Here is a 6,651-nt window from a genome sequence, read left to right on the forward strand (position 1 = left end):
GGCCGGGCCCGGCCCGCCCTTAGAAGCGGTGCGTGTAGCCGCTCATCAGGCCGAACTGGTTCGGCTTCTGCACGATCGGGCTGTCGGCGGCGTCGCCGAGCAGGCGCGTGCCTTCGGCCGAGATGTACCAGTTGCCATTGCGGCCCACGCGATGGCTCCATTTCAGGCCGAGGCAGGCGCTCACCAGACCGGCCTTCGGCGTGTGCTGGGCAAAGCCGGTACGCGCGGCCTGCTCCGGGCTGACGCCGTACCAGGTCTGCATGTAGCCGCGGTTGCCATACTCGGTGGAGGCGCTGCCGCTGACCACGCCACCGGCCAGGTCGAACAGCGGCAGGTCCAGGCTCAGGTGCATCTGCTGGGTGGCCAGGCCGTTGTCGCCACGGTCTTCGTCCTTGCGCGTGAATTGCCAAGTGCCGCTCAGCACGGCCTCTCCCAGCGTATAACCAGCCGAAAGGCCGACCAGGGGACGGCTACGGATATCACCCATGCCGCGCAGGAAGTCGGAACCGCCGAGAGCGGAGTCCTTGTCGCGGCGGCTGCCGCTGGCGCCGATGTAGGCGCGCACGTGGGCATGCTCGCCGATCGCCGTGCCCCAGCCGATGCCACTGGTGCCGAGAAACCAGCCACCGGGTGACCGGGCGTCGAAGGACACCATCGGTGACGCCTGGAAGTCCTTGCTGCCGCTGTAGCGCGGGGTCACGCCGGCACCGGCGGCGACTTCGAAGGTCCAGTGGTCATCCTTGGCATGGGCGATCGGGGCGGCGAACAGCGGCAGCAGGGCCACGCAGAGCAGGGATGGGGTACGGTGACGCTGGGACATGGGCACTCTCGACAATGGGAGGGATGCAGCGCGCGCATCCGGCGCGCGCTGCAGGGTCGACAGCGTGGCGATTGGCCGTCGACTGATCCGTCCGCAGTTGTGCGGGAGTTGTAAGCAACTGTAATCACGCCTGTTGGCGTTCAGCTGGCAGCCAGCGGCCAGTGCATTTCCAGGCGGGCGCCGCCCAGCGTGGCGCGGCTGATGCGCAGTTCGCCACCGTGACGCGCCGCGATGCGGTTGACGATGGCCAGGCCCAGGCCGAAACCACCGGTATCGCGGCTGCGACTGTCATCCAGCCGGGTGAACGGGCGCATCACTTTTTCGCGGTCGGCCTCGGCGATACCGGGGCCGTCGTCATCCACGCGCAGGCAGGCGCGGCCGCCAACGCCTACCAGCGACACCTCCACCTGCGAACGCGCGTGGCGCAGCGCGTTGCCCACGAGGTTGCTCAGTGCCAACTGCAGCAGGCGCGGTTCGGCATCCACCCGCGGCAGCGCGCTGGGCTGCACCTGCAGTACCAGGCCCGCACGTTCGGCGTCGCGGCGCGCATCGGCCAGGCAGGCCTGCAGCCAGTCGTTGGCCTCGATGCGCTGCAGCGGCTCTCCTGCACTGGGGTGCTCCAGGCGTTCATAGGCCAGCAGTTCGCTCACCAGCCGGTTGAGTTCGGCCAGGTCGCCGTGCAGTCCCTGCGCCAGATTTGCGCGACGTGCGCGATCGTCGCTGTCCTGCATCAGGTCCAGCCCGAACGCCACGCGTGCAATCGGCGTGCGCAGTTCATGCGAGATCGCGTGGGTCAGGTCACGCTGGCGCTGCACCAGCTCGGCCACGCGCGCGGCCATGCGGTTGGAATGGTCGACGATGACCCGGATCTGTGAGCGCGGCGACACCTGCGCCCGCGCCTGCAGGTCGCCGGCGCCGATGCGGTCGGCATGCAGGCGCAGCGCTTCCAGGTCGCGCCACAGCAGGCGGACCCAGGCATACAGGCTGGCCCCGACCAGCAGCAGGATGCTGAGGTAGGCGGCGATGGACATGTAGGTGGTCATCAGCACCTCGCCGGGCAGGCGCAGGTGCAGCCAGCGGCCGCTGGCAGCTTCGATGGGCAACAGGATCTGCTGGTAATGATCGCGGACGATGAAGCCCTGTGCCTGCAGATGGGCCTGCTCCTGCGCGTCGAGCACGGGAGGCGTCTCCAGCAGGGTCAGCGCGATGCCATAGTGGGGTTGCCACTCTTGCACGCGCGCGCGCTGCTGTGCAGCGTCCAGGCCGGCCAGCCCAGTGCGCAGGGCATACACCTGCCCGCGCACCTGCTCGGCGAACACACGATCCTGTACCGGCAGGTAGATGCCGTCCAGGATGTGGTTGAGGACGAACACCGACACCAGGAAACAGGCACTGGTGACGAACCACAACCACAGGAACAGGCGCTTCATGCTGACCAGGCCGAGGGATTGAACTGGTAGCCGCGGCCCCACACGGTCTTGAGCCGCCGGGGTTCGCGTGCGTCGTCGCCAAGCTTGCGGCGCAGCTTGCCGATGCTGACATCGACGCTGCGGTCCAGCCCATCGAAGCCGATGCCGCGCACCGCCTGCAGGATCTGGTCGCGCGACAGGATCTGCCCCGGCCGGCTGGCCAGCAGCCACAGAATCTCGAATTCGGTTGTGCCCAGTTCCACCGGCTGACCATGCAGGTGTACTTCGCGCTGCATGCGGTCGATCAACAGTTCACCATGCATCAACCGGCACGGCGTGCCGGTCGCGCTGTTGCCGTGCCGGCGGCGCAGCAGGGCGCGCAGGCGGGCCAGCAGCAGGCGTGGTTCAACCGGCTTGTGCACGTAGTCGTCGGCGCCCGATTCCAGCCCCAGTACCTGCTCGATATCGTCCTCGCAGGCGGTCAGCATCAGGATCGGCACATCGGAAAAGCTGCGGATCTGCCGGCACACATCGATGCCGCCCAGGCCCGGCAGCATCAGGTCCAGCACCACCAGTTCCGGTGCATGCTGGCGGCACGCCGCGCCGGCCAGGTCGCCGCGGGCAACGTGCTGCACGGCAAAGCCATGTTCGCGCAGATAGTCGCTGACCAGCTCGGCCAGGCGGCGATCGTCTTCCACCAGCAGGACCGGGACCGGCGCGCCGCCGGCGGCGGGTGTCCAGGAAGAGGGCTGCATGCGTATTGGGCCTCCGTGCCCGGGCAGGATCGCCCGGCGGCGAAGCCTAGCAACGGGCCATGACGGCTGCCTGAATCGCGGCCAACCTGATAACCGGCGGTATGGGCGTCATCGCCAGCGGCTTTCAGCAGGTGGCCGCGCTTGGCCTATGTTGGCGGTTTCCCCGGATGGAGCCTGGTGCAATGAGCGACCCGCAGTGGCAACTGGAAACCCTGGCCGTGCACGGCGGCTACCGTCCCGACCCGACCACCCGCGCGGTAGCGGTGCCGATCTACCAGACCGTGGCCTATGCCTTCGATGACACCCAGCACGGTGCCGACCTGTTCGACCTGAAGGTGCCGGGCAACATCTACACGCGCATCATGAACCCCACCACCGACGTGCTGGAGCAACGCCTGGCCGCGCTGGAAGGCGGTATCGGCGCATTGGCACTGGCCTCGGGGCAGGCCGCGATCACCTACGCGATCCAGACCATCGCCGAGGCCGGTGACAACATTGTTGCGTCCAGCGCGCTGTACGGTGGCAGCCTCAACCTGCTGGCGCACACGCTGCCGCAGTACGGCATCCAGGCGCGCTTCGCTGATCCGGCCGATCCTGCAGCGTTCGCCGGTCTGATCGACGAGCGCACCAAGGCGGTGTTCGTCGAGTCGATCGGCAACCCGCGGGGCAACGTCACCGATATCGCCGCGATCGCCGAAGTCGCTCACGCGGCAGGCGTGCCGTTGATCGTCGACAACACCGTGGCCACGCCGTTCCTGCTGCGCCCGTTCGAGCACGGTGCCGACATCGTGGTGCACTCGCTGACCAAGTACCTGGGCGGCCATGGCAACAGCCTCGGCGGCGCGATCGTCGATTCCGGTCGCTTCGACTGGGCGGCGCAGCCCCAGCGCTTCGCCCGCCTCAACCAGCCCGACCCGAGCTACCACGGTGTGGTCTACACCGAAGCGCTGGGGCCGGCCGCCTACATCGGCCGCGCGCGGGTGGTGCCGCTGCGCAACACCGGCGCGGCGTTGTCGCCGTTCAATGCGTTCCTGATCCTGCAGGGTATCGAGACCCTGGCCCTGCGCATGGAGCGCATCAATGCCAATGCGCTGGCTGTGGCGCAGTTCCTGAAATCGCACGCCAAGGTGGCCTGGGTGCGCTATGCCGGGTTGGTCGACGACCCCGAGCACACTGCCGCGCAGCGCTATCTGCGCGGACACGGCTCGGGCGTGCTGACCTTCGGCCTGCCGGGCGGGCGCGAAGCTGGCGCGCGCTTCCTCGATGCGCTGAAGCTGTTCACCCGCCTGGTCAACCTGGGCGATGCGAAGTCACTGGCTACCCATCCCGCCTCGACCACCCATCGCCAGCTGGACGCGGCCGAGCTGGCCAAGGCCGGCGTCAGCGAAGACACCGTGCGGCTGTCGATCGGCATCGAGCACATCGGCGACCTGCGCGCGGACCTGGAGCAGGCCCTGGCCAACGCCTGATAGCCACGGGCTTGGTCGTCATCGCCACAGGCGATCACCACGGGCGCTGCGATGCGCTACGGTGGAACTGCCTCTCCAAGGCTTGGCAACGTGGCGATCCAGATCCCCGGTCGATGCGGGTCGACCGGGGATTTTTCTTGTGCCGCCGTGTCGACCAAGGTCGACACCCACCAGAGCAGAACGCCGTTCGGACAGATCGCAGGAATCTATCGAAGGCGGGGTGGGTCCGGTTGCGGGAGTGTCCGCGGCATGGATGCCGCGGCCAAGCCCCCATGGATGGGTTTACGGCGTCTCCCGCAACCGGACCCACCCCGCCATCCCACGGAATGTCAGCTTCTGCTTTTGTCGTTGCCGTTGCTGTTGCCGTTGCTTCGGCAGGTGCAGGGCTGCAAGCCCTGCACACGCTGCCCCTCACACCACCGGAATGCTGTGCTGCCCCAGGTTCCGGTACGGCGGCGTCGACATGATCATCTCCGCCAGCGAATAGGCCAGCTCGCGCTCGGCCATCACCGTGCCATCGGCACCGTGCTCCAGCAGATGCTTCACTTCGGCATCGCTGTGCGCACGCGCCAGCAGGGTCAGGTCGGGATTGATCGCGCGCAGCTTGGCCAGCGCCTCGCCGGCTTCCAGCGGTTGCGGAATCGCCAGCACCGCGATCTTCGCGCGCTCCGGGTGGGCCTCGGCCAGCACCCGATCAGCGGCGGCACTGCCACGGATCGCCGCCAGGCCCTTGGCGTGGGCCTGCTCGACGTGCTCCTTGTTGTCATCGATCACCAGCACCGGCACGCCACGGTCGCGCAGCACCTGCGCCAGTTCGCTGCCGACCCGGCCGTAACCGATCACGATGGCGTGGTCATGCAGGTCCCGGGACGGGCCAGTGGCTTCTTCCGGCTCGGGCGGCTGTGGCAACTGCTCCTGCTTGGCCTGCCAGCGGTCCAGCAGGCCGAACACCAGCGGGTTGAGCATGATCGAGACCAGCGCACCGGCCAGCACCAGCGACTGGCCTTCCTTCGGCAGGATCTGCAGCGCCACGCCGAGGCCGGCGATGATGAAGGCGAATTCGCCGATCTGCGCCAGGCTGGCCGAGATGGTCAGCGCGGTGCTGGTCGGGTGGCCGAAGGCGCGCACGATGAAGAATGCCGCCGCTGACTTGCCGAACATGATGATCAGCACCGTGGCCAGGACCTGCCACGGGTGTTGGATGAGGATGTTCGGGTCGAACAGCATGCCCACCGAGACGAAGAACAGCACCGCGAACGCATCACGCAGCGGCAGCGAATCATGCGCAGCCTTGTGGCTCAGTTCCGATTCGTTGAGCAGCATGCCGGCGAAGAACGCGCCCAGCGCGAATGAAACGCCGAACAGCATCGCCGAGCCGAACGCCACGCCCAGCGCGATCGCCAGCACCGACAACGTGAACAGTTCGCGCGAACCGGTGCCGGCAATGCGTTCCAGGATCCACGGAATGACCCGGCGCCCGACCACAAGCATCACCGCCACGAACAGGCCCAGCTGCACGAAGGTCCAGCCGATATCGGCCAGAACGCTGCCCAGCGAGTGCGATTCCTTGGCCGCGTCGGGGCCGAACACGCCGGCCATCACCGGCATCATCACCAGTGCCAGCACACAGGCCAGGTCTTCCACGATCAGCCAGCCGACCGCGATCTTGCCGCGCATGGTTTCCAGCAGGCGGCGTTCCTCCATGGCCCGCAGCAGAACCACGGTACTGGCGGTGGCCAGTGAGAATCCGAAGATGACGCCATGGATGGCGGGCCAGCCCATCAGCGAGGCCACACCCCAGCCGAGCAGGGTGGCCACCGCGATCTGGCCGATGGCGCCGGGAATGGCGATGGCCTTGACCGCCATCAGGTCCTTCAGCGAGAAGTGCAGGCCGACGCCGAACATCAGCAGCATCACGCCCAGTTCGGCCAGCTGGTTGGCCAGCGCCTGGTCGGCGACGAAGCCGGGGGTGAACGGGCCTACACAGATGCCAGCAACCAGATAACCGACCAGCGGAGACAAGCGCAGCTTGTTGGCCAGCGCGCCGAAGATGAAGGCGAGCCCCAGGCCAACGGCCACGATGTTGATCAGGTCGGTGTCATGGTGCATCGGCTCTCGCAGAAATCGGGGGGATGTCCCGATTTTCACCGATGAGGCCAGATACGGCAAACCCGCCGGCCACATGCTGTGGCGGCGGG

The 6,651-nt window shown here is 67.6% G+C and carries 5 protein-coding genes; 1 reads left to right on the forward strand and 4 read right to left on the reverse strand.

Annotated features, from left to right (window positions below):
• Positions 1 to 19 precede the first annotated feature (19 nt).
• The 3 genes from O0J73_RS20865 to O0J73_RS20875 form a co-directional block, all read right to left on the reverse strand.
• A complete protein-coding gene (locus tag O0J73_RS20865; RefSeq protein ID WP_308309548.1) occupies positions 20 to 820 on the reverse strand; it encodes a MipA/OmpV family protein in 801 nt (266 codons plus the stop codon).
• A 140-nt stretch (positions 821 to 960) separates the two neighbouring features.
• A complete protein-coding gene (locus O0J73_RS20870) occupies positions 961 to 2,250 on the reverse strand; it encodes an ATP-binding protein (RefSeq protein WP_308309549.1) in 1,290 nt (429 codons plus the stop codon).
• Positions 2,247 to 2,984 (reverse strand): response regulator transcription factor, encoded by a 738-nt coding sequence (locus tag O0J73_RS20875; protein WP_197564830.1) that lies wholly within the window; start codon positions 2,982 to 2,984, stop codon positions 2,247 to 2,249. Before O0J73_RS20875 ends, O0J73_RS20870 begins: the two co-directional genes overlap by 4 nt.
• A 182-nt stretch (positions 2,985 to 3,166) precedes the next feature.
• Here O0J73_RS20875 and O0J73_RS20880 point away from each other — a divergent pair, with 182 nt between their 5' ends.
• Positions 3,167 to 4,453, forward strand: coding sequence for an aminotransferase class V-fold PLP-dependent enzyme (locus tag O0J73_RS20880; protein WP_308309550.1), 1,287 nt, complete (start codon positions 3,167 to 3,169; stop codon positions 4,451 to 4,453).
• 411 nt (positions 4,454 to 4,864) lie between these two features.
• Here O0J73_RS20880 and ybaL read toward each other — a convergent pair whose 3' ends face one another.
• The gene (gene ybaL / locus O0J73_RS20885; RefSeq protein WP_049456805.1) at positions 4,865 to 6,562 is read right to left on the reverse strand and encodes a YbaL family putative K(+) efflux transporter; all 1,698 of its coding nucleotides are present in this window, start codon (positions 6,560 to 6,562) and stop codon (positions 4,865 to 4,867) included.
• Positions 6,563 to 6,651: the final 89 nt, after the last annotated feature.

Origin of the sequence: Stenotrophomonas sp. Sm6012 (genome assembly GCF_030985895.1) — a bacterium.
Taxonomy (GTDB): domain Bacteria; phylum Pseudomonadota; class Gammaproteobacteria; order Xanthomonadales; family Xanthomonadaceae; genus Stenotrophomonas; species Stenotrophomonas forensis.

Bases quoted from the DNA above. Each gene is read 5' to 3' on its own strand.
- O0J73_RS20870 (WP_308309549.1), bottom strand. From the start codon at position 2,250: ATGAAGCGCCTGTTCCTGTGGTTGTGGTTCGTCACCAGTGCCTGTTTC.
- O0J73_RS20880 (WP_308309550.1), top strand. From the start codon at position 3,167: ATGAGCGACCCGCAGTGGCAACTGGAAACCCTGGCCGTGCACGGCGGC.
- O0J73_RS20875 (WP_197564830.1), bottom strand. From the start codon at position 2,984: ATGCAGCCCTCTTCCTGGACACCCGCCGCCGGCGGCGCGCCGGTCCCG.
- O0J73_RS20865 (WP_308309548.1), bottom strand. From the start codon at position 820: ATGTCCCAGCGTCACCGTACCCCATCCCTGCTCTGCGTGGCCCTGCTG.
- ybaL (WP_049456805.1), bottom strand. From the start codon at position 6,562: ATGCACCATGACACCGACCTGATCAACATCGTGGCCGTTGGCCTGGGG.